This is a genomic window from Bacillus sp. FSL M7-0307 (genome assembly GCF_038627835.1).
Taxonomy (GTDB): Bacteria; Bacillota; Bacilli; order Bacillales; family Bacillaceae; genus Bacillus; species Bacillus altitudinis.
The window spans coordinates 1,088,215-1,114,647 of the sequence record NZ_CP152023.1; the positions used below are offsets into that span (position 1 = coordinate 1,088,215).

Consider the following 26,433-nt stretch of genomic DNA (forward strand, 5'->3'; position numbering starts at 1 on the left):
CTCCTGGAATGGAGGTTCTTTGTTAATGAACGTTAAAATATCGAGCTTCAGGGTGAGATACGACAATGGCTGAAACGGATGCTTCAGGCTCCATCATAAACCCTTCTGTGAGATGAATCCCGATTTTTTCTGGCTGCAGCAGGTGGAATAGTTTTTCTTGGTCTTCTAGATTAGGGCACGCTGGATAACCAAAGGAATAGCGCTGACCTTGATATTTGGCTTGGAATCGCTTCTCCATCGTGAAATCGACTGGGTCTGGGAATCCCCATTTATCACGAATTACTTGGTGCGTTCGTTCAGCCAATCCTTCTGCAAGCTCAAGTGCTAAAGCTTGGACAGCATGCATTTTTAAATAGTCGCCTTCTTGTTTAAATTGCTGCGCAACCTCTCGTATGCGGGCACCAGCCGTCACTGCAAATAAGGCGATATAATCTTTCTCGTTCTCTCCGTTTTTCCGCACATAATCAGAAATAGACCGGTACGGAAGTTTTTCCTGTCTTGGAAATTGGAATGTCTCAATGACGCGGTCAGGCGCTTCTGGATCATAGATATGCAGATCATTCCCATTTGAACTGGCAGGGAAGAATTGATAGACAAATGCAGGTGCAAACCAGTTTTTCTCTCTGCCTTCTTGAAGAAGATCTGTGATCAGTTGTTTTAACTCCAATGCTTTTGGATGCTGTTCAGCCAATAGCTTTTTGACCTTTCCTTTTAAGCCGAGGTGATGGCCGATCAGCATTTGCTCATTGACATAGGGCATAATGTGGTGCAAATCAATATCCCGTACATAATGGCGTTTCGTATTTTCTGGCGTGAAAATGGCTGCCTCCGGAAGTGTCGCACGTTTTTCTAGTAATTCAATCACGGCTTTTGGCTGCGTTGTTTCTTTTTCCTTATGGAGTGCTTCTTGGTCCTCTAAGGGTTTTGTTTGAAATTGAAGAGGATTCGCTCTTAATTCATTCGCTAAAGACAGGCCGTCCATTGCATCTTTGGCGTAAAGGACGGGGCCATCATATTGAGGCGAAATTTTCATCTTCGTAAACTTCCGTGAAAGCGCCGCGCCGCCTACCAAAATGGGAACAGAGATATTTGCTTTTTGTAAATCTTGAGCGGTCAAAACCATTTGCTGTGCTGATTTGACAAGTAAACCTGATAATCCAATCATATCTGGCTTTTCTTTTTGCACCGCTTCAATCAATGTTTGTGGGGTTACTTTGATTCCGAGATCGACCACGTGAAAGCCATTATTGCTTAAAATGATGTCGACCAGGTTTTTCCCTATATCATGGACATCTCCTTTGACGGTGGCGAGGAGAATCTTCCCTTTGCCGCTTGCGTCCTGCTTTTCCATATATTGCTCAAGGTATGAAACTGATGCTTTCATGACCTCAGCGGATTGAAGCACTTCAGCTACGATCAATTCGTTTTGATTAAAAAGCCGACCAACCTCTGACATTCCCTGCATTAATGGTCCATTGATGATATGAAGAGGTGATTCAAATTTTTCCAAAGCAAGGGCAAGGTCATCAATCAGTCCTTCTTTCGTCCCTTCGACGACATAGAGTGCCAGTCTTTCATCAAGCGATAAGGAGATCTTTGGTTTTTTCTCTGTTTTCTTTTTCCCGCGATAAAATTGTGTGAACTCAGCAAGGGTTTGATCATTTGTTTCATAAAGTAAAGTTTCAGCCAGCTTGATTTCTTCCTTTGGAATTGAAGCGAAGCGTTCAAGCTTTTCAGTATTCACGATGGCATAATCAAGCCCCGCTTTTACGCAGTGATACAAATAAACGGCATTCAATATTTCTCTGCCAACTGGCGGGAGTCCGAAAGACACGTTACTAATGCCTAAAATGGTGAGACATTCAGGCAGTGCTTTTTTGATTCGCTCAATGCCTTTAATCGTCTCTTCAGCAGCACCAATATACTGTTCGTCTCCAGTACCTACTGGAAAGACAAGAGGGTCAAAAATGATATCACTCGCAGGGATTCCATATTTTTTCGTGAGCAGGTCATGGGATCTTAAGGCAATCTCAAGTTTTCGATCTGCTGTGACGGCCATCCCTGTTTCATCGATTGTTCCAACAACAAGTGCGCCGCCATATAGCTTGACAAGCGGAAGAATCTCTTCAAAGCGCTCTTCTCCATCCTCTAAATTAATAGAATTAATAATGGCTTTTCCTTGAGAATACATGAGTGCTTTTTCGATGACATGTTTATCGGTTGAATCAATGACAAAAGGAGCTTTCACTTTTTTCATGGCTTCTTTTAAAAAGCCTTCCATGTCTGCTGTTTCATCACGATCAGGGTCTGCTAGACACACATCAATGACGTGAGCGCCATTTTTCACTTGAGCACGAGCAATTTCTGCTGCCTCTTCAAACTTTTGTTCTGCAATGAGCCGTTTGAATTTGCGTGAACCAATGACATTTGTGCGCTCACCAACAAAGAGGGGGCGCATCGCTTCTTCATAAATGAGGGGCTCGATTCCTGATACGGTATGCGGTGATGACTCATGCGTCATGCTGCGGGGCTGAAGCGGACGTACTTCATCTGACAATGCCTGAATATGTGCAGGCGTTGTACCGCAGCAGCCGCCGACGATATTTAACCAGCCTTCTTTTGCAAAAGCGGCAATTTTTTTAGCAAGCGAAGCAGGGGATTCGTGATATTGCCCTTCTTCATCTGGGAGACCAGCGTTTGGATAGCAGCTGACAGCCGATTTTGAGATGGAGGAGAGTGTACGGATATGGTCTGTCATAAATTCTGGACCAGTTGCACAGTTTAGACCGACGCTGATTGGTTTCATATGCTCAAGTGAGATATAAAAGGCTTCAATATCTTGGCCTGCAAGGGTAGTGCCCATCGGCTCAATCGTACCTGACACCATCAGTGGCAGCTCAATACCGGTCGCTTGAAAGGCTTCTTGAATGCCTTTAAATCCAGCTTTGACATTCAACATGTCTTGACTCGTTTCTAAAAGAAGAGCATCACATTTCCCATCAATCAGGGCGCGGGCTTGTTCTTCATAATTTGCAACGAGCTCTTCAAACGTTGTGCCGTCTGTTACGGATAATGTTTTTGTAGTGGGCCCCATTGCGCCTACAACAAAGCGGGGCCATTCTGGTGTGGACAAACGGTCTGCTTCACGCTTTGCCAGCTGAGCTGCTTTTACGTTCAATTCATAGGCGAGGTGGCCAAGTCCATATTCATCGAGAACGAGCTTCGTCGCGCCGAATGTATTTGTTTCGATTAAATCTGCACTTGCTTCAAGATATTGCCGGTGAATCGTGGAGATAATATGAGGGGCTGTGACGTTCAAATATTCGTTACAGCCCTCATACTCTTCTCCGCCGAAATCCTCTGCTGTGAGATCGGCGTTTTGAATCATTGTGCCCATTGCACCGTCAAGGACGAGGATGCGCTTTTTGAGCTGTTCAGTGATAGTTGGCATGGATGTTTGGCTCCTTTTCTTTCTGATGGATGTAAGTTGTCAGTTCTGCTGTTAAATCTGATCGAAGGAAAGGGGTAATTAAATAGATACCATTAAACAATTCACAGGCTGTATCTAATAAAGAACGGGCAATGGCTAATCCTTCTGTCCGCTGCTTTTCTTTATCTTCGCCTGCCTTGGCCATAATCTCACGAATCGAGTCAGACAATTTAATGCCGGGAATTTCATGATGAATAAACTCAGCATTTCGGCTGCTTGTCAGCGGCATAATACCGATGTAAATCGGTTTATCCAAATGTCGGCTTTCTTCATGAATCTTCACAAGCTGTTCCTCAGAGTATACAGGTTGTGAAATAAAATAATCGGCACCGTATTCGATTTTCTTCTCGAGGCGTTTGACCGCTTTATCAATATGACGGACATTTGGATTAAACGCGCCAGCCACTGAAAAATTGGTCTTTTTCCCGAGCGGCTTCCCAGAGAAAGATAGTCCCTCGTTAAATTGTTTGATCAGACGGATCAAATCAAAGGAGGTTAAATCATACACAGATGTCGCACCTGGGAAGTCTCCAATTTTAGACGGATCGCCTGTGATGGCTAAAATATCGGTTAGTCCAAGCGTGTCCAGTCCCATTAAGTGGGATTGGAGTCCAATCAAATTGCGATCACGACATGTGATATGGACAAGTGAACGCATATCAAGCTGCTGTTTTAATAAAGCGCCGCATGCCACATTGCTAATACGCGGGGTAGCTAGAGAGTTATCGGCCAGCGTGAGGGCATCAATGCCAGCACTTTTTAATTCGTTCGCTGCGACAAGGAATTTTTCAAAGTTCAGCTTCTTCGGCGGGTCCAGCTCGACGATAATCGAACGTTTTTTCACAGCCAGCTCGTCAAGACCTGGTTCTGTCCGTTGATCTTGGATGGAAATGATTTCTTCTTTTAATACTTTCACTTCTTTTTCGGTGATAGGTGCTAAATCTTTGACCGCCTCTGCCATGGCGCTTATATGCTGAGGGGTTGTTCCGCAGCAGCCTCCAATGATTCGTGCGCCCTGATTTCTAAACTCAAGTGCACTTTTTCGGAAATAATCATTATCTGTATCATAGACGAGTCTGCCTTCTTCAAGGGAGGGAAGACTGCTGTTTGGATAGACAGATAAATGCGAATTTTGCAAAAGTGGAACGCCTTCAAGTGCCTGAATCATATGATAAGGGCCCAGCCGGCAGTTAATGCCGACAACATCAGCGCCAAGTGAGGATAATTCAGATAAACCGTCTTTTAGCGGTGTACCGTCCTGCAATACACCTTGCTCATGCATGGAGACGTTCATGACAATCGGAAGCGCTGTTTCTTTGCGCGCTATCTCAAGCACGGCCTTTGCTTCTTCAATATCGTAATACGTTTCAAGCAGTAATCCATCAGGCTCTTCATTTAAAAGGATATAGAGCTGTTCTCTAAAGCTCCGTTTAATCTCGTCTAAAGAGTAGGCATTTTTGTTAAATGTTCGAATGCCGCCGATCGTTCCGAGGACATAAGCTGAGCCAGCGGCTGCTTTGGCAATTTGTACAGCTTTTGTGTTAATGCGTTTTGTTTCTTCCTCTAAGCCGTAGCGGGATAGTTTAATATAATTCGCACCGTATGTGTTCGTTTGAATAATGTCCGCTCCAGCTTGCACATATGCCTCGTGCACTCTTTTGACTTCATCTTCTTTTGATAAATTTAATTCTTCAAAGCAGCGGTCAATGCCATAAGAGTATAAAAGTGTTCCCATTGCTCCATCAGCAATCAGTATGCGATTTTGTAAGTCTTGTAATAGGCCCATTGGTTTCCTCCTTATTTCTATGTAACAAAAAAAGCCTTCTGATAAGAAGAAGACTTTTTGGCTGTATTGAAATTCTTCTCCTTATCTTCCAAGCAGTTGCTTGCTGGATTTAGCACCTTGGTCATAGAAAATAGATTTCTACTACACCGGTTGCTGAGGCTTCACAGGGCCAGTCCCTCTGCCTCTCTTGATAAGAAAGCGATATGAACATGTCAATGAATTGAACTTCCATCAACTGTATCGAAAAAATCGGAAATAATCAATGGAAAATTTGAAATTTATCGAAAATTTATAAATTGGACGTCAATCGGTAAATCTGCCTTGCGCATGAGCGCAATCACTTCTTGTAAATCATCTTTATTTTTTCCTGTCACACGCACTTGGTCATCTTGAAATTGCGACTTTACTTTTATACCAGATTGTTTGATCAAGGCATTGATCTTTTTGGCATTGTCCTTATCAATCCCGCTAATCAGCTTTGCACGCTGGCGAACGGTTCCACCCAGGGCATGTTCTGTTTTTCCGTAGTCAATGTTTTTAGTCGGTACGTTTCGTTTAATCAGTTTTGTCACAAGGACATCCTTTAGCTGCTCCAGCTTGAAGTCATCATCAGAAATGAGAACGAGTTCTTCTTTTTCTAGTGAAATATCACTTTTACTTCCTTTAAAATCATAACGGTTTTTAATTTCTTTCAGTGCTGCTTGAATGGCGTTTTGCACCTCTGGCAGCTCCACCTTCGATACAATATCAAATGAACTTTCTTTTGCCATCACATATGACCTCCAACTATAGATATTGCGTCTATTTTATCATGCCAATAGGGGAAGAAGAAACTTTATCGAAGAGAGTTCAGATGCATGCGGTATAATTCAAGTGCAGTTTGTCCACTTTAGCTAACAGAACTAGAGATGTTCATGATGACAGAAGTATAGTAGAATAAAGTGAATCAAAAGATGAACGAACGCTCTTTTAAGGGCAGATAGGAAGGAAGAGAACATGAGACCAGGTGAGCAACTGACCTTGCAAATAGATAACGAGATGGAATACGGCTACTTTTTAACAGATGGAGAAGATTCTGTCCTCCTACATCGCAGTGAGATGACAGAGGATATTGGAGATCGTGATGAAGTAGAGGTCTACTTATATGTAGATCATGAGGAAAGACTGGCAGCGACGATGAAAATTCCTAAAATCAATGCACATACATACGACTGGGTAGAAGTCGTAGACGTTGTAGAAGATATGGGTGCTTTTGTCGATATAGGTTTGTCAAAGGATGCACTTGTTGCAACTGAACACCTCCCGCCTTTTGAGGAAGCGTGGCCGAAAAAAGGCGACAAACTATACTGTATGCTCAAAGTGACAAGTTACGGGAGAATGTTCGCAAAACCAGCCACTGAAGATGTGATCAGTGAATTGTTTACTGAGGCGCCAGAAACGTTAATGAACAAAGAAATCACGGGGACAATTTATCGCTTAATTGCGACAGGTTCCTTTATGCTGACTGATACAGGGATTAGAGGATTTATCCATCGTACTGAGCGGAAAGAAGAACCAAGACTCGGATCGACCGTGACTGGACGCGTGATTGCAGTGAAAGAGGATGGAACTGTCAATGTGTCACTGCTTCCGAGAAAGCAGGATGCGTTATCAGTCGATGCAGAAGAAATCTTAACTTATATGAGAACGAGAAACGGTGCAATGCCTTACGGGGATAAAAGTGATCCAGAAGATATCCGGGAAAGATTTCAAATGAGCAAAGCAGCCTTCAAACGAGCACTAGGTCATCTGATGAAAAATGATCTTGTTTACCAAAAAGAAGGATGGACATACGAGAAAAAGTGAGCATTTGCTCACTTTTTTTATTTTTGTCATAAATAATGGTTTTTTTCAGTGAAAAAAGTCATGAAAAAAGCTGAAAATCCTTCACTTTATCATTGAAACAATGACTCTCAAATCCGATAAATAAGGGGTAAGGATGATAAAAGGAGTGTGTTTTTGGATGAAAGTGAAGATTTCATTACTTCTGATGGCAGCTATGATCATGGTGCTCGCCTCATGCAGCAATCAGCAGGGAGGACCACCGATATCAAATGCGAAGCATATTGGTGTCATGCTGACGGATGATGGTCTTGGTGATCAATCATTTAACGATTCATCATTTAAAGGATTAGAAAAAGCACGTGATGAGCTTGGCATTGAATTCGATTATAGAGAAATTGCAGAAACCGATACATATGAAAAAGGGCTGACCGAGCTTGTGAAAGATGGAAATGACCTGATCATCGGTGTAGGTTTCAGTATGCAAGAAGACTTAGAAAAGGTAGCGAAAAAATATCCGAAAAAGCAATTTTTACTCATTGATGCTGTGTCTGAACTGAAAAATGTCACATCAGTGACTTTTAAAGAAGAGCAGGGCAGCTATTTAGCGGGAGCACTTGCTGCCATGACAACAAAAAGTGATGTCATTGGTTTTGTTGGCGGAGTCGATGCAGAGGTTATCCACCGATTTGAACAAGGCTATCAAAAAGGTGCAAAATCAGTGAATCCGAACATCAAGATTGTATCCACGTATGCTGGCACATTTAGTGATGCAGGCAAAGGCAGTAAAATAGCGAAAGACATGATCAAAAAGAAAGCAGATGTTTTATATGCCGCAGCCGGTTATACGGGTGTTGGTGTATTAAAAGAAGCGCAAACGCAAGGCAAATATGCAATCGGTGTGGACAGTGATCAGTATTATACAGCTGAAAAAGCCGTTATTTCGTCTATGGTCAAAAAAGTCGATGAAGTCGTCTATCAATTCAGCGAACAGCTCGTCAAAAGCAGCAAAATCAAAAGCGGGCATATCGTTTATGACTTAAGTAATGACGGAATCGATATGGCAAGAATCCGGGTGCTCAAAGATGCTGAGAAATTAACCAAAAAATTAAATGGACTGAAGCAGACACTTCTGAAAGAAGAGGGGGCAGCATCATGAGCTTACGCATCAAAATTTTGCTCAACTCACTCATTTCACTTCTTTTAGCGGTTGGCGTAATTGCCTTTATTATTGTGAGTATGACAAAGATTCAGTCATCAAGCGAAACAGAAGTTCAAACCTTACTGAACGTACAAAAAACGAAGGCAAGCTTTGAAAGTGTCGAACAAGCCATGACCAATTATTCCATGACCCTTTCAGATGAACAGCTAGAGGTCGTTCAAAACGATATATCGACAGCGAAAAAACAGCTGCAAACGTTAAACAAAAACGCAGGAAATATGAACAAAGAAGCCCTAACACGGTTAAATTCAAAGTTTGACACATGGACGCAAGAAGCAAACAATGCCATTGGTGAAAAAAATGCCTCTGATGCCAGACGAGTGGCTGCCAGAATTGACGGTGTTTTAAACGACGTGCATACGATGAATAAAAGAGCACAAGAAGCGTATGAATACCATTTAGAGGAGGCGGCAGACAATGTGCAAAGGATCATTACAAGCGCATCTGTCGCAGCCCTCACGCTGATTGTCATCGCCGTCTTTTTAAATATTGGTTTAACGAGATCCATTGTGACACCAATCAAATCCCTTTCTTACCGGGCAAAACAGATTGCCGAAGGAAACCTCGCTGTAGAGCGGATGAACATCAAGCGTAAAGATGAAATCGGCGGATTAAATGAGTCGTTCAATCAAATGACGGATCAGCTGATTAGCTTGATTCAAGAAATCAGCCATGTCTCAAGCCAAGTAGAATCATTCTCGATTCAGCTAGATGATGAAAACAAAAAGCTTATGGAATCGGCCAATCAAGTGTCTGTATCGACAGACGAAATGGCAAATGGTTCACAAGCGATTTCAGAAGACCTTCAGCATGGCGTTAGTTTGATTGAGAAAATGGATTCACATGGCCGTAAGAATTCCGAAAGATCACATACAGTCATTCGTAGTACAGAGGATGCCATTGAAGCGGTAGAAAGCGGAAAGCACACGTTAACAGAAACAAAAGCAGCCATTGAAAAAAATACACGTGCGACGAGACAAATTGAAGAGTCTGCAGGAGAATTCACTCAGTACGCAAGTGGAATCTCCGCAATGGCCAAAACGGTTTCTGACATTGCGGACCAGACAAACCTCCTCTCACTCAATGCGGCGATTGAAGCGGCAAGAGCAGGAGAAGCAGGCAAAGGGTTTGCCGTCGTAGCGGACGAAATTCGTAAGCTGGCAGATGAATCGTCTCGTGCAACAAGACAAATTTTTGACATGGTGAGTCATATTGAAAAAGGCATTCAATCCATTAGCCAAACTGTACAAGAAGGGGTCAAGCTATCACTTCAGCAGCAAGATGCAATGGACAAAACCTCACACTCCTTTGAAGATATAGAAACAAAAGCACAACATATTAAGCAAGAAATGGCGGTCTTAAATGACCAAATTATTCAATCAACAGAGCTTGGCGGACAAGTGCTGCACTCGATTGAAAATATTAGTGCCGTTGTAGAAGAAACGGCAGCGGGCAGCGAAGAAATTTCTGCCTCGGCAAACGAACAACTGCAATCTTTCCATCAAATGAACAAACAAGTAGAAGAACTGATGAGTATGACGGCAAGGTTAAACGAAACCGTTCACCGATTTAAGCTATCATAAGAAAAGCACCCTTCCCGTGATGATTCAGGGAAGGGTGCTTTTTATGATGGGCTGCCTGTAAAGAAGATGGCAAGTGTGCTAGGGCCTGAGTGGGACCCGACAGCCGCGCCGATGACCTGGATGTCGATTTCTTTTGGATGAAATTCGGCTTCGATTAATTGTCTCATTTCTTCTGCAAGTGCAGGGTCATCTCCATGACTAATGCCAACAGTTTGGCTGGACCAGTCAGATCCGCGTTCTTTCATTAGCTCGATAATGCGTTTTAACAATTTTTTACGGCCACGAATTTTTTCAAGGGGTATCAGTTTTCCATCCTCAACGTGTAAAATGGGTTTAATACTTAACAATCCGCCAACAAATGCGGACGCTTTACTGATTCTTCCGCCTCTTGCTAAATACGATAAATCGTCTACAGTAAAAATATGTTGTAAAGATTCACAAAAATGCTTTACAGACGTTTCAATTTCTTGTATTGTATTTCCGTCAATGGCAAGTGATTGAGCGTGTTTGACAGCTAGTCCATAACCAAGTGAAGCACATTTAGAATCAATGATCCGCAAATCGAAATCAGGGTATTCTTCCTTCACTTCGTTTGCCATCATCACAGCGGTTTGGTATGTACCTGAAAGCTCTGATGAAAAGGCAACATAAATAGCCGATGTATGGGTTTGTGCTGCAGAAACAAAGGCTTCCTTTATCCGGTTCGGTGAAGCTTGTGATGTTTTTGGACTTGCACCTTGTCTCATCGCATCAAATACTTGTTTTGGTTCAATGGTAATCAAATCCTCAAATTCCTGCTCGCCGAGTAACACACGCAGCGGAATGAGTGTCATGTTTTGTTCATCATAATAAGAAAGAGGCAGATCAGCAGCACTGTCTGCTATGATATGAACGGTCATCAAAATCCCTTCTTTCTAAAAAAATCAACCATATTTTACATCTTTTTAGCCTAACTATATCATAGAAAATCATCTTTTCGTGTTCAAATTCTAAATTTTAGGGAAAACCATAGAGAGAATGGTAAGTGGAGGAATGACAACATGTTCATTGGAGAAGCAAAAAAACTCATCGTCGTCGTCATTGGTGCCTTACTCAATGCGATTGGGCTGAATTTATTTTTAATCCCTGCTGACGTATATGCAAGTGGTTTTACGGGGGTAGCCCAGCTGTTATCCAGTTTAATCGATCAATATGCACCGTTTTATTTATCAACAGGGATCCTGTTATTTATTTTAAACATTCCGGTCGGCATTTTAGGCTGGATGAAGGTTGGTCGTTCCTTTACTTTGTATAGCATTATTAGTGTGGTACTGACAACGATTTTCCTCGGCATTTTACCAGAGACAAGTGTTTCTGAAGATATTTTATTAAATGCTGTATTTGGCGGAGTCATTTCTGCACTTGGCATTGGGATTACACTGAAATATGGGGCATCTACAGGCGGCCTTGACATTATTGCGATGATTTTAGCGAAATGGAAAGACAAACCAGTCGGCACGTATTTCTTCATTTTAAACGGAATTATCATTTTTACAGCAGGATTGTTACAAGGTTGGGAGAAAGCTTTATATACCCTTGTCACATTATATGTGACGACTAGGGTAATTGATGCCATCCATACGAGACATGAAAAGCTGACCGCCATGATTGTGACAAAGAAAGCAGATGAAATCAAAGAAGCCATTTATGGAAAAATGGTCAGAGGGATTACGACTGTTCCGGCCAAAGGGGCATTTACCAATGAACAAAAAGAAATGATGGTCATTGTCATTACAAGGTATGAGCTGTATGAACTTGAACAAATTATAAAGGAAGTCGATCCAAAAGCCTTTACAAATATTGTTCAAACAACCAATATTCTTGGATTTTTCAGACGAGATTAAAAGGTGGGTAGAAGATGAAAAAAGGGTTAGTGCTTTTTCTCGTTCTATTGGTTTTAACAGCTTGTGGGCAACAAAAAAAGGATGAACCAGACAAGGAGGTATCCGGTCAAATGGGAGAAAAAACCGTTGTACTCACAGTAGACCCCGTCCAAAAAGGTTCTTCGGTTCAATTTAATATGTCACTAAAAAATGAATCGGATCGAGATATTGAATTCACGTTTAACACAAGCCAAAAATTCGAATTGAGTGTGTACGATGAAGATGGAAATGAAAAATACCGTTACTCGAAAGACCGTATGTTTACACAAGCGATCCAATCCTTTGTGCTGAAAGCAGATGAAACATATGACTTCCAAGATACGTGGTCAAACGGTGTGGAGCCGGGGACGTATGAAGCGGTCGTCACATTTAAAGGAAAAGCAGAAGGGCTAAAGCAAATCACTGAGAAGAAAACGTTCCAAGTGAAATAAGAGAATAAGAAAAGCTGTCCAGAAAATGGACAGCTTTTTTACCGTTAAAGATCATCAAGCAGGTCTTGGAACGTATGCAGCTGGTTTCTTTCTGCATCTGTCGAATTAGCAAATGCAGATGATACGGCGTTTTTCGCTCGCTGAACTGCTTGTTGACGCTCTAAACCAGATGGAAATGAAGAAGTAAGGGCTTCTTCAGTAAATGATTTGGCTTGATCAAAAAGTTCGTTTCTCACAATGAACCTCCAGAAGCATCAGTCTTCATATTTCCCCTGTCCTCCGCAGCTTCTTCAAGTGTGGAACGATACGGAAAACGTGCGTCATGCAGACTGTCTGAATCTTTACCTTGTTGTATAAAGCGTTTCGATTTGCTTCTTTTACCCATTCGGAATCCGCCCCTTTACACAAGCTGACAGGACAACCTGTCTAACGGTAGTATGCCCGCTTCGACCTGCTATGTATGAATGGAAAAATTAAAGCGAGAAGTAATTCGTTAGGAATTTTGCAATCCCATCTTGTTCATTCGTATCTGTCACTTCATTAGAGACACGTTTCACTGCATCAATCCCGTTGCCCATTGCAACCCCGCATCCAGCAAATTCAAGCATCTCTAAATCATTGTCTTCATCTCCGAATGCCACAATCCGCTCCTGAGGCACACCGTAATAATCACTGATCTTTTGCAGTCCAACGGCTTTGTTCATGCCTGTTTTAATGATTTCAATGACGTGCCACGGAGCAGCCCAGCGTCTGTGGTCAATCACTTCTGCATGAACATCTGTCAAATAGCTCCGGATCGCTCCGACGTCTTCTTCTTTTGCGTGAATTAAGACGCTAGTGACATTCTCTCCAAGATTGTTCCGAAGGTCTCCAACGGTCACTTTGTTTGCATTCATATTAAATATATCAATGAGCTTTTCATCATGATAATGGAAATACAAATCGTCTAGCACTTCAGCTAACACATTGTGTACTTTATATTCCTCACTAATATCCACAAGCTGTTTCACGACTTGAAGATCAAGTGATGTGTGAAATCTGCCCCATTTTTCATCAAGAGGATGATGGACAAACGCTCCATTAAAGTTCACAATCGGTGAATCGAGCTGCAATTGCTGATAATAAGGAGAGCTGGAACGAAATGGCCGGCCAGTTGAAATACAGACATGATGCCCGCTGTCTTTCACTTTTTGAATGACATCAAGTGTGCGTGCTGAAATCGTTTTATCGTCTTTTAATAACGTGCCATCCAGGTCAAGTGCGATTAGATAAGGTTTAGTCTCCATAAAATCTCCTTTGATCTGTAAGTAATAGGAGGCAGCTGGTGCGGGTGCCTCCACCTATAGTGTATCTTTATCACATCTTCGTTGTCTACATGTTAAAATAAACAAAGACGGGAATGATAAAGGAGGATTCATAGGCTGTGATCACCATTGATGAGCAAATGACGCACGATATTCCATTTTTACATATCGTAAAAGCTGAAAATAAAGATAAACCGCTGCCACTTGTATTTTTTATACATGGATTTACAAGTGCGCGCGAGCACAACTTACACTTCGCCTTTCATTTGGCGGAAAAAGGCATGAGAGTCATTTTGCCTGACTGTGCTTATCATGGTGTAAGGTCAGAAAACCTCAGCTTAGAGGAACTGGCATCAAAGTTTTGGGAAATCGTCCTGAACGAAATACGTGAAATCGATATCTTAAAAACATATTTTCAAGAAAAACAATTGATTGAAGCCGATCTAATAGGTGTTGCAGGTACATCTATGGGAGGGATTACGACCTTTGGTGCACTCGCAAAACATGATTGGATTAAAGCGGCAGTCAGCTTGATGGGCAGTCCGAAATATACGACATTCCTACAAGCACAAATTATGGACATGCGGCACAAAGGGTTGATGAAAGATATCACGGACGAAGAAGTCAATCAGCAATTAGACGCTCTGCGTCCTTATGATTTAACGCTGCAAACAGATCGACTAAACAAAAGACCGCTGTTATTCTGGCATGCAGAAAACGATCCAGTTGTCCCTTACAGACATGCAAAAGCTCTTTATGACGAGTTAGCAGAAACCCAATATAAAGAAGATCCGCACCTGATTCGTTTTATTACAGATGGACAGGCTGGCCATAAGGTCTCAAGACAAGCGATGTTTGAAACGATTGATTGGTTTGTGACACATCTGAAAAGCACAAACGTTTAGCCAAAAGGAAAAGTACGTTATACTAGTTGAAAAAGGAGTGGATATCATGGATGAAGCATTGAAAGAAAATATTTTAGGCGCCCTAGAACAGGTGATTGACCCTGAGTTAAACGTAGACATCGTCAACCTTGGACTTGTCTATGATGTCGATCTTGATGAGAATGGAAAAGCGGATATCACAATGACTTTAACATCAATGGGGTGTCCCCTTGCACCAGTTATCGTGGATGAAGTGAAAAAAGCATTAAGTGACTTGCCTGAAGTGAAAGAAACAGAAGTTCACATCGTCTGGAATCCACCTTGGACACGTGACAAAATGTCAAGATACGCAAAAATTGCGCTTGGTATTCAATAAGTAAATACGACCTGGTATGAGTTGAACTCATGCCAGGTTTTTTTATGAAAAATTAAGGTAGAGGAGGAGTATGGCTTGATATAATGGATGTAATTTTATAGAACGGAGTACCTATAATGAAACGAAAGTGGATATGGATCGTTCTTTTGATGGGATATGGCGCTGCCTTTTTTGCATCAGTCTCTATACGTGAAGGTCAAGCACACAAAAGACAAGGACTTGAGGCGTTTACAGATGTGAGTCACCTCATGCCGGTCAAAATAAAAAAAGTCGTGCAAGGAAAAGAAATAGAATCTTTAAAAGAAGTATTAGAAGAAGCAAAAGAGAAAAATCTGCCCATTTCAATCGCCGGAAAGCAGCATAGTATGGGCGGCCACACGTATTATGAAAATGGCATTGTACTAGACATGACGAAATTTCGCCGAATCGTATCATTTAATGAAAAAAAGAAGACCATTCGGGTCCAAAGCGGCGCCACATGGGATGATATTCAAAAATATGTGAACCCATATGGTCTTGCAGTAAAGGTGATGCAATCTCAAAACATCTTTACGATTGGTGGCTCGTTAAGTGCAAATGCACATGGACGTGACATTCGCTACGGCTCACTCATTGACACTGTGCGCTCTTTCACACTGTTAAAAGCAGATGGAGAGATCATCACAGTAAAGCCTAGCGATGATTTATTTACTGCTGTGATTGGAGGATACGGCTTATTCGGTGTCATTTTAGATGTTGAGCTTTCCTTAACAAAGGATGAATTATATAAAATGGAGACAACCTCTTTACACTTCGATGAATACACTGATTATTTTCAAAAGCATGTAAAGAACAATAAAGAAGTGCGCATGCATCTCGCAAGAATCTCTACAGCGAAAACAAATTTTTTGAAAGAGATGTATGTGACGAATTATTCGCTTACTTTTGATCAACAGATCGATCCATACCGCGAGCTCAAAGAAGATCAGCTCGTCATCCCTTTGAAATTTATGCTCGGCCTTTCGAGAAGATTTGATATGGGGAAAGATTTGCTATGGAACTTGCAAAAGAAGTATTTTCAAAGTCAAAATGACCAGCTGATCACAAGAAATAACGTGATGCGGTCTGATTCTGCTTTTTTAGAATATGAAAATGAGTCAGATACCGATGTGCTTCAAGAATACTTTGTTCCAGTTGATCGTTTTCGTGCGTATATCGATGACATGAGAAGCTTTTTACAACAGGAAGAATTGAATTTAATGAACATCACGATCCGCTACGTACAAAAAAATGAAAAAGCGGATCTCTCATATGCGAAAGAAGATATGTTTGCACTTGTTTTGTTAGTGAATTATGGTTTTGAGAAAGAAGAGAAGGCAGAAGCGGAGCGGGTCATCCGGCAAATGACAGATATCACCTTGCGGCACCATGGAAGCTATTACTTACCATACATGCCGTATCAAACGAAAGCACAAATGAAACAAGCGTATCCAAAAACCGATCTATTCTTTCAAAAGAAAAAGCAAGCAGATCCAGATGGCAGATTTATCAACTACTTTTATGAAAGGTACAATACACAATGAATGCTAAAGCAATGAAATGGTTCGTCTATTCACAAAGTCTACTGTTTTTCGCCAGTAGTCTCATTTTCCCTTTTTATATTCTTTTTATTAAAAATGTTGGGTCGAGCTATTCTCAATTTGGTCTTGCCTATGGTCTGTTTGGTTTGAGCGGTGCGTTCATTCATTTATTATTAGGAAAACTTCCTGAAACGACGGACAGACGCCTCTTTTTAATCATTCATTCGTTTGGTATGGCCTTTCTTCTTCTCCTTTTTCCACATATCACAGAAGTAGAGCAAGTCTATATGATTCAGCTTGCGCTTGGTGCGCTTGGGGGTGTTCAGAAACACGGAGAGAAACTACTCGTCACCGAACTCACAAATGAGAAAAAGCGAATGAAAGAAGTTGGGCACTATCATTTTTGGACAGCGCTTTTTTCATCCATCGCCATTATGCTTGGCGGCCTTTTTGCTGATTTCTTCACCATTCATTTGATTTTTTATGCAAGTTCCCTATTATATTTATGCAGTGCGCTTCTGGTCCTCAATATGAAGAACAATAGATAAAATCCGCATGTCTCACGAAGATATGTGGATTTTTTTATGAAAAAAAATGAAAACAAATATTAAATATACAATTGAATTAATTTTTATACATGTTATAATGTTAAATAATTTCACAAAGATCAAGAGGGTGTATTGACGTTGAAAATAGGTATTATAGGTGCTACAGGGTACGGTGGTGCGGAATTAGTTCGTATCTTTAAGCAGCATCCACATGTGGAGGAATGTATATTGTATTCATCAAGTGGTGATGGGCAATTATACAGTCAATCTTATCCGCATCTGACAACGATTACTGACCAAACATTAAAAGCCATTGATCCGGCTGCCATTGTGCAAGAAACAGATGCTGTGTTTTTAGCGACACCAGCAGGCGTTTCAAGTGAACTCACACCGAAGCTCATGAATCAAGGGGTGCCAGTTATTGATTTATCAGGTGACTTGCGCATTCAAGATGGAACTGTTTATGAAGCGTGGTATAAACGAAGGGCAGCGGATGAAGCATCGGTTCAACAAGCTGTATACGGATTATCTGAATTGAATCGTGAAACCATTAAGCAAGCGGAAGTCATTGCAAACCCAGGCTGCTTTCCTACTGCAGTTCTTCTAGGTTTAGCACCGCTGATGAAACAGAAATTAATCGATGAATCTATGATCATAATAGATGCAAAAACCGGGGTGTCCGGTGCAGGACGATCAGCCTCACTTGGCACACATTTTTCAGAGCTGAACGATAACTTTAAAATTTATAAGGTGAATGAACATCAGCACACACCTGAAATAGAACAAGTACTTAGAGAATGGAACCCGCAAACGGCGAACATCACATTTTCAACACACCTTGTCCCGATGACAAGAGGGATTATGGCGACGATGTATACACAATTGAAATCAGATGTCACAAAAGAAGAATTAATGAAACGGATGAAGGATTTTTATGAAGATTCCTATTTTGTAAGAGTGAAAGATCACGGGATATATCCGCAAACAAAAGAAGTATACGGCAGTAACTTCTGTGACATTGGTTTTCATTTAGATGAGCGAACAGGTAGACTGACGATTGTATCTGTCATAGATAATCTCATGAAAGGTGCAGCCGGCCAAGCGGTTCAAAACTTCAACATCATCAAAGGCTTACATGAAGAGGCGGGCCTCACAATGACACCTCTCTATCCATAAGAACAGGGGAGACAACAAACATGATCGAATTGAATGAAAAAAGTATTGTCAAAATTGACGGGGACGTATCATCACCAAAAGGTTTTGAAGCAAAGGGGATTCATATAGGATTACGCTATTCAAAAAAAGACCTTGGCTTGATCATCAGTGAAGTACCAGCAGCGAGTGCAGCGGTATACACTCAAAGTCACTTTCAAGCTGCTCCTTTACAAGTGACACAAAAAAGCTTAAAAAAGACGGGCAAACTAAAAGGTGTCATTGTCAATAGTGCGATCGCCAACGCATGCACAGGTGAGCAGGGATTAAAAGATGCATACGACATGCAGGCAGCCTGTGCAGACATGTTAGGCACAGAGCCTGATTACATTGCCGTTTCTTCTACTGGTGTCATTGGAGAGTGTCTGGATATGGATAAAATCAAAACAGGCATCGCTCAGCTAAAAGAAGCAAAAGCAGGAAATGGCCACTTTGAAGAAGCGATCTTAACAACAGATACAGTCATTAAAAATACGACATACTCCTTGACGATAGACGGGAAAGAGATTCTCATTTCTGGTGCAGCAAAAGGCTCTGGTATGATTCATCCGAACATGGCAACAATGCTCGGGTTTGTCACAACCGATGCAAATGTCGAACAAGAAGCTTTGCAAAATGCTCTTCGTGACATCACAGATGTGACGTTTAATCAAATTACCGTCGATGGAGAAACATCAACTAACGATATGGTGCTTGTGATGGCAAATGGAATGGCAGAGAACCAGGCACTGAATGAAGAACATCCAGAATGGCCATTGTTTAAAGAAGGATTAAAACTAGCCTGTGAAGATCTAGCAAAAGAGATTGCAAGAGACGGAGAAGGCGCAACCAAATTAATCGAAGCGAAAGTTGTTGGTGCAAAAAACAACTTAGAAGCTGGTATTATTGCAAAAAAAATCGTAGGTTCTAGTCTTGTGAAAACAGCCGTATACGGCACGGACGCCAACTGGGGCCGGATTATCGGAGCAATCGGTCATAGCGCAGCTTCTGTCACGCCAGAAGAGGTTGAAGTTTACTTAGGCGGGCAATGTCTGTTTAAACATAATGAACCTCAGTCTTTCTCAGAAGAGGAAGCAAAAGCGTATCTAGAGCAGGATGAGATTACGATTTTCATTCAAATGAATGAAGGAAATGGTGAAGCGGCAGCATGGGGCTGTGACCTTACCTATGATTATGTGAAAATTAACGCGAGCTATCGCACATAATGAAGGAGATAGACATGGATAAAACGATCGTGTTCAAGTGTGGAGGCAGTGTCATTCGAGAACTTTCCGATACCTTTTATGAAAATGTCCGCTCACTTCAAGCTGCTGGATTTAAACTGGCTATCGTACATGGCGGAGGTCCTGAAATCACGAGCATGCTGCAAAAATTAGAAGTGAAAACGGAATTTGTAGATGGACAGCGCAAAACAACAAAGCCGGTGTTAGAGGTAGCCGAAATGGTCCTTTCAGGAACGGTGAATAAATACTTTGTTTCAGAGCTGGCAAAGCATGATATATCATCTGTCGGTGTATCTGGTAAAGATGGACAGATGCTTGTCGCCGATTTTCTCGATCAAGATGTATATGGGTACGTTGGCGAAATCAAAGAAGTCAATCCAGAGATGGCAGAAGCACTAATGGAGAAACAATTCATTCCCGTCATTGCGCCGCTATCTATGACCGAAGAATGCCAAACGTTAAATGTAAATGCTGATCTTGCAGCATCAGCAGTCGCAGGAGCTATGAAAGCTGATAAGCTCATGTTTGTCACAGATGTGGAAGGAATTTTAAAAAATGGAGAGCTGTTAGACGTTGTCACCGAACAAGAAGCTCTCAAGCTCATCGATGAAGGCATTATTTCCGGGGGAATGATTCCAAAAGTACAATCTGCGCTAAGTGCTTTATCAGGAGATGTGGATGAAGTCATGATTGTGAATGGAAAAGGCAGTATTTTTACAGGAGATACCTTTAAAGGAACTCGAATTGTAAAACAAAAGGAGGCGGTCCTGTGAGTCATCTCTTTCAAACGTACGGACGGTGGAATGTTGAAATTAAAGAGGCAGAAGGTTCTTGGGCAGTTGATACAACTGGGAAAAAATATTTAGACTTTATACAAGGCATTGCGGTCACGAATTTAGGTCACAATCATCCAAAGGTCAATCAAGCCATCAAGAAGCAGCTTGACGAGGTCTGGCACGTATCAAATCTATTTGAAAATGGACTGCAAGAAAAAGCAGCGGAAAAGCTGGCAGCAAACAGTTCAGGGGATCTCGTATTTTTCTGCAACAGCGGGGCTGAAGCGAATGAAGGGGCTATCAAATTGGCCCGAAAAGCAACAGGTAAAACAAATATTGTGACGTTTTTGCACTCTTTCCATGGGCGCACGTATGCTGGTATGGCTGCCACAGGTCAAGATAAAATCAAAACTGGTTTTGGACCGATGCTGGAAGGCTTTCATTATGTACCGTTTAATGACCCTGAAGCGATCACAGCGTGTGAAATCGATGATGTCGCAGCGGTCATGCTGGAAGTGGTGCAAGGTGAAGGTGGAGTGAATCCAGCTACAGCTGAATTTCTAGAAGCCGTTCAAACGTTTTGCAAAAAACATCAAGCGCTGCTGATTGTAGATGAAATCCAAACGGGTATTGGGCGCACAGGGACAGCATTTGCCTATGAGCAATCGGGACTTGATCCTGATATTATTTCAGCCGCAAAAGGTTTAGGAAATGGGTTTCCAGTCGGTGCAGTGATAGGGAAAAAAGCTTTAGGGGATGCATTTTCTCCAGGCTCTCATGGCACAACATTTGGTGGCAACATGCTCGCTATGTCAGCTGTGAACGCAACTCTTGATGTGATATTCAAAGAAGACTTTCTTTCAGAAGTGAAAGAAAAGGGTGCGTATCTCTTAAAGAGACTGCAAGAAGTCAAACAGCTGAATATCGTGAAAGAAGTACGGGGCAAAGGATTAATGGCAGGGATTGAGTGTCACCAGCCAGTAGGTGATTACATCACAGCCCTTCGAGAGCAAGGTTTGCTGGTGCTTCCGGCTGGTCCGAATGTCATTCGTTTATTACCTCCACTGAATGTCAAAAAAGTTGAAATGGATCAAGCAATAGAAGTGGTCATTCAAGTGTTAGCAAATGAAACAGTAACGGTCTAAATTTTTTTGTATCAAAACGTATAAACATGCATTTATATTATTAATTATTCAATACGGGGTGACACAAGCATGAAAGGTTATTTAAATTTAGAAGATGGAGCCTCTTTTGAAGGAGATCTGACAGGAGAAGCTGGCATAACAGGTGAAGTGGTCTTTTTTACAGGGATGACAGGTTATCAAGAGGTGCTCACAGATCCTTCTTATAAAGGACAAATCATTGTTTTCACATATCCACTCATCGGAAACTACGGGATCAATCATGAAGACTTTGAGAGCAAAAAACCACAAGTAAAAGCGGTCGTTGTCTATGAGGCAGCTGAGCATTTTTCTCATCACCTTGCAGCCGTAAGCTTAAAAGATTATTTACAGAAGTGGAACATTCCGCTTCTTACACATACAGATACTCGCGCAGTCGTGCAGAACATTCGAGCAAATGGAACGATGAATGCAGTGCTTAGTTTAGACGAAAATGAAACGCCGCCTGCAATGAAGCAAGACAATGTGGTTGAGCAGGTCACAGAAGATGAAGTATACACACAAGGCAGCGGTGAGGAACATGTAGCGCTCATTGATTTTGGCTTTAAAAAATCAATTGCGGACTCACTCGAAGCGCGCGGCTGTAAAGTCACAGTGATTCCGTACAAACAAATGGAAAAGGTATTTGATATCAAGCCAGATGCGATCCTTTTGTCAAATGGACCTGGAGATCCAAAAACAATGAAGCCATATTTAAAAACCATTCATGACATCATGATGACCTTCCCGACACTAGGCATTTGCTTAGGTCATCAATTAATTGCTCTTGCGCTTGGCGGGGATACGTATAAGCTTCCTTTTGGCCACCGCGGGGCGAATCATCCTGTACAAGATACAGAATCAAAACGTGTCTTTATGACAAGCCAAAATCATAGCTATGTGGTCAATGAAAAAAGCATGAATGACAAAGAAGTGGACGTCAAATTCCTCCACGTGAATGACGGATCTGTTGAAGGATTCATTCATAAAGAGAAGCTGATTATGTCCGTTCAATTTCATCCAGAAGCACACCCAGGCCCTGCAGAAAGTGAATGGGTATTCGATGATTTTATTGAGAAAGTGAAACAAGCAAGGAGAGAAGTCGCACATGCCTAAAGATCAAAGCATACAAACCATTCTAGTCATCGGGTCTGGTCCAATCATCATTGGTCAGGCAGCAGAATTTGATTACTCAGGAACACAAGGTTGTATGGCCTTAAAAGAAGAAGGCTACAATGTCATCTTAGTGAATAACAACCCAGCAACCATTATGACAGACGAGTCATTTGCAGATGAAATTTATTTTGAACCGCTTTCAGTTGATTCAGTGACAAGAATCATTGAAAAAGAGAAACCAGATGGTCTTTTAGCCAATCTTGGCGGACAGACAGCTTTAAACCTTGCTGTCGAGCTGGAAAAAGCCGGTGTGCTGAAAAAGCATGGGGTAAAACTGCTCGGAACGTCAGTTGAAACAATTGAAAACGGTGAAGATCGTGAGAAATTCCGTGCTCTCATGAAGCATTTGAATGAACCTGTACCAGAAAGTGAAATTGTGGATAATGCGAAAGACGCCCTTCAATTTGCAAAAGAAGTGGGCTTTCCTGTCATTCTTCGACCAGCCTACACACTTGGTGGTAAAGGGGGAGGCATCGCTTTAACTGAAGAGGCTTTTAAACCGCTGATTGAAGGTGCTCTTCTAGCGAGTCCGATTCATCAGTGCTTAGTTGAAAAAAGCATTGCTGGCTTTAAAGAAGTCGAGTATGAGGTCATGAGAGATCGTCAAAATACGTGTATCACTGTATGTAACATGGAAAATATCGATCCAGTTGGTGTGCATACAGGTGACTCGATTGTCGTTGCGCCGTCACAGACATTAACGGATCAGGATTATCAAATGCTCCGCTCAGCGAGCTTAAAAATTATTTCAGCGCTTGATGTCGTTGGCGGCTGTAATATCCAATTCGCTCTCGATCCACTCAGCAAAGAATATTTTGTCATTGAGGTCAACCCTCGGGTCAGCCGGTCTTCTGCTCTTGCATCGAAAGCAACAGGCTATCCGATTGCCAAAATGGCGGCAAAACTTGCGGTCGGTTATACACTAGATGAATTGAAAAATCCGCTTACAGGAACAACGTATGCTAGCTTTGAACCGGCACTCGATTATGTCGTGGTGAAATTCCCGCGCTGGCCGTTCGATAAATTTAAACAGGCAGACCGGAAATTAGGCACAAAAATGAAGGCGACTGGTGAAGTCATGGCGATTGACCGTAATTTAGAATCTGCCATTCAAAAAGCAGTCGCATCACTTGAAATCAAAACAAAGGGCTTCCACTTGCCTGAACTGAAAGAACATTCGACTGAACAATTATTTGAATTAATCAAAACACCGGACGATCGCCGTTTCTTCGCTGTCATGGAGCTGCTTTCCAGACAAGAAACCGTTGAAACGATTCATGAAACGACGAAGATTGATCTGTTTTTCTTACATGTTTTCAAGAATATGATCACACTCGAACAAGAATTGAAGAATCATCAGGGGACGCTATCCAAAGACACCTTAAGAAAAGTGAAGGAAAAAGGCTTTCTTGATGAAACAATCGCTTCTCTGACGGATCGCAGTGAACAAGATATCAGACAGCTTCGCCAAGAGTATGGCATTGCCGCTTCATTTAAAATTGTCGATACATGTGCGGCTGAATTCGATGCAAAAACGAATTACTTCTATTCAACGTACTTTGGCAAAAGTGATGGAGAGCATCAAGAGAAAACAAAGCAGCGTGCACTCATCATTGGCTCCGGTCCGATTCGAATTGGTCAGGGAGTTGAGTTTGATTATAGTGCCGTTCACGGCGTTCTTACTCTACAAAAGCTTGGATTTGAAACCATCATGATGAACAACAATCCAGAAACGGTTAGTACCGATTATGAGATTGCAGATCGTTTATACTTTGAGCCTATCACGTTGGAACATATTTTAAACGTAGTTGAAGCGGAGCAAATTGATTTTGTCATCGTTCAATTTGGCGGGCAGACAGCAATCAATGTGGCGGAAGGTTTAGAAAAAGCCGGCGTTACCTTGTTAGGCACGTCCTTTGACACACTAGATGCATTAGAAGATCGCGATTTATTCTATCAGCTTCTTGATGAACTGAATCTTCCTCATGCAAAAGGAGATACAGCTCATTCAAAAGAAGAAGCACTGGGGCATGCTGCAAGCATCGGGTACCCTGTTCTTATTCGTCCATCATATGTCATTGGGGGAATGGGCATGATCGTTGTCCATACAGAAGCTCAATTGGCAGCAATACTTGATCAGCCAGATCATTTACCTTATCCGATCTTAATTGATGAGTACGTCACTGGAAAAGAAGTGGAAGTGGATCTCATTTCAGACGGAAAGACGACATTCATTCCAACAATCGTTGAGCATATTGAAAAAGCGGGCGTACACTCAGGTGACAGCTTTGCCATCTTGCCAAGTGTCTCTATTAGTGAAGACATCAAAGAGCAGGTGTATAACGCTTCTGAACAAATCGCAAAGAAATTAGCTTTTAAAGGCATCATGAATATTCAATTTGTGATGAAAGGGAACCAGGCGCTCGTATTAGAGGTGAATCCTCGGGCAAGCCGGACTGTTCCAGTTGTAAGTAAAGTCATGGGTGTTGACATGATCCCAATGGCGACACAGCTGTTAGCTGGTGCAACGCTTGAAGAATTGAATCCTGTAACGAAGAATAAGGGGGGCACAGCTGTTAAATTCCCAGTCTTCTCCTCACATGCCATTCAAGATATCGATTTAAAGCTGACACCTGAAATGAAAGCGACGGGTGAAGGAATGTGTGTTGGAAAGAACGTCGAAAGCGCTTTGAAAAAAGTGTTTGCGCCGATCTGGCAACAGAAAGGGACCCTCTATATTCATGGCAGTGAATTACTCATAGATGAAGCTACACGAGCAGGCTTTAACGTCTGGACTGGCAGCTTTGAATCGTGGCTGCAACAAGACGATAAATCGCTTCACATTCATTTAGGTGATGATGAAGAGGCAAAAGAACAGCGTGTAAAAGCACTCACACATGGTGTTCAAGTTCTAACCGAATATGAAACAGCGCAAGCGTTCCTGCAAGGAAAAGATGGAGATGTATCACCAGTATCTCTCCACGAATTATATAAAAAGGAAGTGACGGCATGAGCCAAGTCGACGTGCAACCGGCATTATACGGAAAAGACTTTTTATCGTTAAAAGACTTTTCGATCAATGATATTGCGTACTTAATTGAAAAAGCAGAAGAAATGAAACAACATCCATATCAAGATTTATTCAAAGGAAAAACATTAGCGATGATCTTTGAAAAATCTTCAACTAGAACCCGTGTCTCGTTTGAAGCGGGCATGACGCAGCTAGGCGGACATGCGCTCTTCCTCAGCTCAAATGATCTGCAAATTGGCAGAGGAGAAACGATTGGTGATACAGCGCAGGTGCTGTCTGGGTATGTAGATGGCATTATGATTCGAACCTTTGAACATGAGAAGGTAGAAGAACTTGCAAAATACGCCTCTATTCCAGTGATCAACGGACTAACGGACTACTCTCATCCATGTCAGGCACTGGCTGATTTACTGACGATTAAAGAAGCGAAAGGCACACTAAAAGGTGTGAAAGTGGCGTACATCGGTGATGGGAATAATGTGGCTCATTCCTTAATGGTCGGCTGCGCGCAGTTAGGCTGTGACATTGCCGTTGCATCACCAAAAGGCTATGAACCTCTTCAAGAGGTGACAGACACTGCCCGGGAGTTTGCAAAACAATCAGGCGCAGAAGTCATCGTCACAACAGATGCAGTAGCTGCTGTTCAGGATGCAGATGTCATTTATTCAGACGTATTTACAAGCATGGGGCAGGAAGCTGAAACAGAGAAACGTCTAGCTGAATTTAAAGAATATCAAGTCAATGAGGAACTCATGCAACATGCAGCAGCAGATTATATCTTCCTTCATTGTCTGCCGGCACACCGCGGAGAAGAAGTGACGGCTGATATCATTGATGGACCACACTCTAAAGTATTCCAGCAGGCAGAAAATCGCCTGCATGTGCAAAAAGCGTTAATCAAAGAGCTCATGTATCAACAACCTAAATAA

At 42.0% G+C, this 26,433-nt stretch carries 23 protein-coding genes and 1 riboswitch; of the genes, 16 read left to right on the forward strand and 7 right to left on the reverse strand.

Annotation, left to right across the window (positions count from 1 at the left end; translation table 11 throughout):
- Positions 1-22: 22 nt before the first annotated feature.
- From metH to MHI41_RS05465, 3 genes are all read right to left on the reverse strand, one after another.
- On the reverse strand, positions 23-3,451 hold the full coding sequence (metH, locus tag MHI41_RS05455) for a methionine synthase (RefSeq protein WP_342494620.1): 3,429 nt from the start codon (positions 3,449-3,451) through the stop codon (positions 23-25).
- Complete coding sequence (locus MHI41_RS05460) at positions 3,435-5,276, reverse strand: bifunctional homocysteine S-methyltransferase/methylenetetrahydrofolate reductase (RefSeq protein WP_342494621.1); 1,842 nt, start codon at positions 5,274-5,276, stop codon at positions 3,435-3,437. Before MHI41_RS05460 ends, metH begins: the two co-directional genes overlap by 17 nt.
- A gap of 78 nt (positions 5,277-5,354) precedes the next feature.
- Positions 5,355-5,473: riboswitch (SAM riboswitch) on the reverse strand.
- 81 nt (positions 5,474-5,554) lie between these two features.
- Positions 5,555-6,046 (reverse strand): YajQ family cyclic di-GMP-binding protein, encoded by a 492-nt coding sequence (locus MHI41_RS05465; RefSeq protein WP_007499076.1) that lies wholly within the window; start codon positions 6,044-6,046, stop codon positions 5,555-5,557.
- 226 nt (positions 6,047-6,272) lie between these two features.
- Here MHI41_RS05465 and MHI41_RS05470 point away from each other — a divergent pair, with 226 nt between their 5' ends.
- The 3 genes from MHI41_RS05470 (at position 6,273) to MHI41_RS05480 (ending at position 9,902) form a co-directional block, all read left to right on the forward strand.
- On the forward strand, positions 6,273-7,121 hold the full coding sequence (locus MHI41_RS05470; RefSeq protein ID WP_017366998.1) for a S1 RNA-binding domain-containing protein: 849 nt from the start codon (positions 6,273-6,275) through the stop codon (positions 7,119-7,121).
- Positions 7,122-7,278: 157 nt separating this feature from the next.
- Positions 7,279-8,256, forward strand: coding sequence for a BMP family ABC transporter substrate-binding protein (locus tag MHI41_RS05475; RefSeq protein WP_144740717.1), 978 nt, complete (start codon positions 7,279-7,281; stop codon positions 8,254-8,256).
- Positions 8,253-9,902 (forward strand): methyl-accepting chemotaxis protein, encoded by a 1,650-nt coding sequence (locus tag MHI41_RS05480; RefSeq protein WP_116306700.1) that lies wholly within the window; start codon positions 8,253-8,255, stop codon positions 9,900-9,902. The genes MHI41_RS05475 and MHI41_RS05480 overlap by 4 nt, the downstream gene beginning before the upstream one ends.
- A gap of 41 nt (positions 9,903-9,943) precedes the next feature.
- Here MHI41_RS05480 and MHI41_RS05485 read toward each other — a convergent pair whose 3' ends face one another.
- Positions 9,944-10,801, reverse strand: a complete 858-nt coding sequence (locus MHI41_RS05485; RefSeq protein WP_008348544.1) for a DegV family protein — start codon at positions 10,799-10,801, stop codon at positions 9,944-9,946.
- A 141-nt stretch (positions 10,802-10,942) separates the two neighbouring features.
- Between MHI41_RS05485 and MHI41_RS05490 the strand changes: the two genes are divergently transcribed.
- Together MHI41_RS05490 and MHI41_RS05495 are read left to right on the forward strand one after the other, a co-directional pair.
- Positions 10,943-11,785, forward strand: a complete 843-nt coding sequence (locus tag MHI41_RS05490; protein ID WP_113747603.1) for a YitT family protein — start codon at positions 10,943-10,945, stop codon at positions 11,783-11,785.
- A 14-nt stretch (positions 11,786-11,799) separates the two neighbouring features.
- Positions 11,800-12,255 (forward strand): BsuPI-related putative proteinase inhibitor, encoded by a 456-nt coding sequence (locus MHI41_RS05495; RefSeq protein ID WP_076821895.1) that lies wholly within the window; start codon positions 11,800-11,802, stop codon positions 12,253-12,255.
- 44 nt (positions 12,256-12,299) lie between these two features.
- Here MHI41_RS05495 and MHI41_RS05500 read toward each other — a convergent pair whose 3' ends face one another.
- From MHI41_RS05500 to MHI41_RS05510, 3 genes are all read right to left on the reverse strand, one after another.
- Entirely contained in the window at positions 12,300-12,491 is a 192-nt protein-coding gene (locus MHI41_RS05500; protein WP_008348541.1) for a DUF3813 domain-containing protein, read from the reverse strand.
- Positions 12,488-12,640 carry a competence protein gene (locus tag MHI41_RS05505; RefSeq protein WP_342494622.1) on the reverse strand — a complete coding sequence of 51 codons (153 nt, stop codon included), beginning with the start codon at positions 12,638-12,640 and terminating at the stop codon, positions 12,488-12,490. Before MHI41_RS05505 ends, MHI41_RS05500 begins: the two co-directional genes overlap by 4 nt.
- An 88-nt stretch (positions 12,641-12,728) precedes the next feature.
- Entirely contained in the window at positions 12,729-13,541 is an 813-nt protein-coding gene (locus tag MHI41_RS05510) for a Cof-type HAD-IIB family hydrolase (RefSeq protein ID WP_007499065.1), read from the reverse strand.
- Positions 13,542-13,678: 137 nt separating this feature from the next.
- Between MHI41_RS05510 and MHI41_RS05515 the strand changes: the two genes are divergently transcribed.
- The 11 genes from MHI41_RS05515 (at position 13,679) to argF (ending at position 26,433) form a co-directional block, all read left to right on the forward strand.
- The gene (locus MHI41_RS05515; RefSeq protein WP_282833512.1) at positions 13,679-14,464 is read left to right on the forward strand and encodes an alpha/beta fold hydrolase; all 786 of its coding nucleotides are present in this window, start codon (positions 13,679-13,681) and stop codon (positions 14,462-14,464) included.
- Positions 14,465-14,510: 46 nt separating this feature from the next.
- Complete coding sequence (locus MHI41_RS05520; RefSeq protein ID WP_003211530.1) at positions 14,511-14,819, forward strand: metal-sulfur cluster assembly factor; 309 nt, start codon at positions 14,511-14,513, stop codon at positions 14,817-14,819.
- 116 nt (positions 14,820-14,935) lie between these two features.
- Positions 14,936-16,381, forward strand: a complete 1,446-nt coding sequence (locus tag MHI41_RS05525) for an FAD-binding oxidoreductase (protein ID WP_342494623.1) — start codon at positions 14,936-14,938, stop codon at positions 16,379-16,381.
- On the forward strand, positions 16,378-16,926 hold the full coding sequence (locus MHI41_RS05530; RefSeq protein WP_224559532.1) for an MFS transporter: 549 nt from the start codon (positions 16,378-16,380) through the stop codon (positions 16,924-16,926). Before MHI41_RS05525 ends, MHI41_RS05530 begins: the two co-directional genes overlap by 4 nt.
- Positions 16,927-17,064: 138 nt before the next feature.
- Positions 17,065-18,102: an N-acetyl-gamma-glutamyl-phosphate reductase gene (gene argC / locus MHI41_RS05535; RefSeq protein ID WP_342494624.1), complete on the forward strand. Its 1,038-nt coding sequence runs from the start codon at positions 17,065-17,067 to the stop codon at positions 18,100-18,102.
- Between the two features lie 20 nt (positions 18,103-18,122).
- Positions 18,123-19,343 (forward strand): bifunctional ornithine acetyltransferase/N-acetylglutamate synthase, encoded by a 1,221-nt coding sequence (gene argJ, locus MHI41_RS05540; protein WP_039167371.1) that lies wholly within the window; start codon positions 18,123-18,125, stop codon positions 19,341-19,343.
- A 14-nt stretch (positions 19,344-19,357) separates the two neighbouring features.
- Entirely contained in the window at positions 19,358-20,134 is a 777-nt protein-coding gene (argB, locus tag MHI41_RS05545; RefSeq protein WP_017360181.1) for an acetylglutamate kinase, read from the forward strand.
- Positions 20,131-21,282, forward strand: coding sequence for an acetylornithine transaminase (locus MHI41_RS05550; RefSeq protein WP_342494625.1), 1,152 nt, complete (start codon positions 20,131-20,133; stop codon positions 21,280-21,282). The genes argB and MHI41_RS05550 overlap by 4 nt, the downstream gene beginning before the upstream one ends.
- A gap of 69 nt (positions 21,283-21,351) precedes the next feature.
- Positions 21,352-22,413 (forward strand): carbamoyl phosphate synthase small subunit, encoded by a 1,062-nt coding sequence (locus tag MHI41_RS05555; RefSeq protein WP_017360179.1) that lies wholly within the window; start codon positions 21,352-21,354, stop codon positions 22,411-22,413.
- Positions 22,406-25,486, forward strand: a complete 3,081-nt coding sequence (locus MHI41_RS05560) for a carbamoyl phosphate synthase large subunit (protein WP_058214004.1) — start codon at positions 22,406-22,408, stop codon at positions 25,484-25,486. Before MHI41_RS05555 ends, MHI41_RS05560 begins: the two co-directional genes overlap by 8 nt.
- The gene (gene argF / locus MHI41_RS05565; protein WP_008348520.1) at positions 25,483-26,433 is read left to right on the forward strand and encodes an ornithine carbamoyltransferase; all 951 of its coding nucleotides are present in this window, start codon (positions 25,483-25,485) and stop codon (positions 26,431-26,433) included. Before MHI41_RS05560 ends, argF begins: the two co-directional genes overlap by 4 nt.